The sequence below is a fragment of the Agaricicola taiwanensis genome (assembly GCF_014635245.1).
In the GTDB taxonomy this organism is placed as follows: Bacteria; Pseudomonadota; Alphaproteobacteria; order Rhizobiales; family Methylopilaceae; genus Agaricicola; species Agaricicola taiwanensis.
The window spans coordinates 1-1,267 of record NZ_BMCP01000017.1; the positions used below are offsets into that span (position 1 = coordinate 1).

At 66.9% G+C, this 1,267-nt stretch carries 1 pseudogene; it reads left to right on the forward strand.

Features of this window, described 5'->3' with window-relative positions:
- Positions 1-80 precede the first annotated feature (80 nt).
- Positions 81-1,267 (forward strand): annotated as a pseudogene (locus IEV58_RS18120) (IS481 family transposase); the annotation flags it as partial.

Genomic DNA, 1,267 nt, shown 5'->3' on the forward strand with positions numbered 1-1,267 from the left:
TGTTTGGTCTTGAGACATAGCTGACAGATGTTCGGAGACATCCCTGACACTTTTGATGCGGATTGCATCGGGAGGACGGGATGGTGTGGCGGGAGACATCTGTGGTGGACGAGCGTCGGGAGTTCTGCCTTCTGGCGAACCTTGAAGGAGCGAACGTGGCGGCGCTGTGCCTGCGGTTCGGGATCAGCCGGCAGACGGGCTATGTGTGGCTGAGGCGGCATCTGGCCGGAGCCTCACTGGAGGACCTGTCCCGCCGGCCGCGGCACAGTCCGCGCCGCAGTCCGGCCGAGCTTGAGGCGGCGATCCTTGGTGCACGCGACGAGCATCCGGCCTGGGGTGCGCGCAAGATCGCCCGGCGTCTGGAGGACACCGGCACTCGAGCACCCGCGGTCTCCACAGTGCATCAGGTGCTGGCGCGGCATGGCCGGATCGGGCCGGAGGCGCTGGAGCGGCAGGCCCATGGCCGCTTCGAGCGGGAGGCGCCGAACCTATTGTGGCAGATGGACTTCAAGGGTCGTATCCGCCTTGCCTGCGGCACCTGGTGCCACACGCTGACGGTGGTGGATGATCACTCGCGCTACGCGGTGGCGCTGGAGGCCTGCGCCGATGAGCGCGGCATCACGGTGCGCCAGCGGCTCGAGCAGGCGCTGCGCCGCCATGGCCTGCCGCTGGCGGTCTATGTCGACAATGGCCGGCCTTGGGGTGCCGGTGCTCCCGGCGAATGGACCAAGTTCCGGGTCTGGCTGCTGAAGCTCGGCATCGAGACCATCCACGCCCGGCCCTATCACCCGCAAGGGCGCGGCAAGAACGAGCGCTTCCACCGCAGCCTCAAGGCCGAGGTCTTCGCCCTCAACCCCATCATTGGTCTGGAGCGGGCGCAGAAGGCGCTCGACCGCTGGCGCGAGATCTACAACCATCAGCGCCCGCATCAGGGGATCGGCATGACGGTGCCGGCCAATCGCTATCGGCCGTCACCGCGCGCCTTCCCCAATCTCCTGCCGGAGCCGCAGTACGACGAGAGCGAGATCACCCGCCGTGTCAGCAGCACCAAGGGCTACGTTCGCTTCCAGGGCCGGTCCTGGCGCGTGCCCGACGCCTTCTGCGGCGAAACCCTCGCCATCCGCCCACGCTCCACCGACGGCCAATACGGCATCTTCTTCGGTGCCACCCAGGTCGGCTCCATCGACCTCACACAGAACCAAAACCCGCCCCCATGAGTGTCAGGGATGTCTCCGAACGAGTGTCAGGGATGTCTCCGGTCTTTACA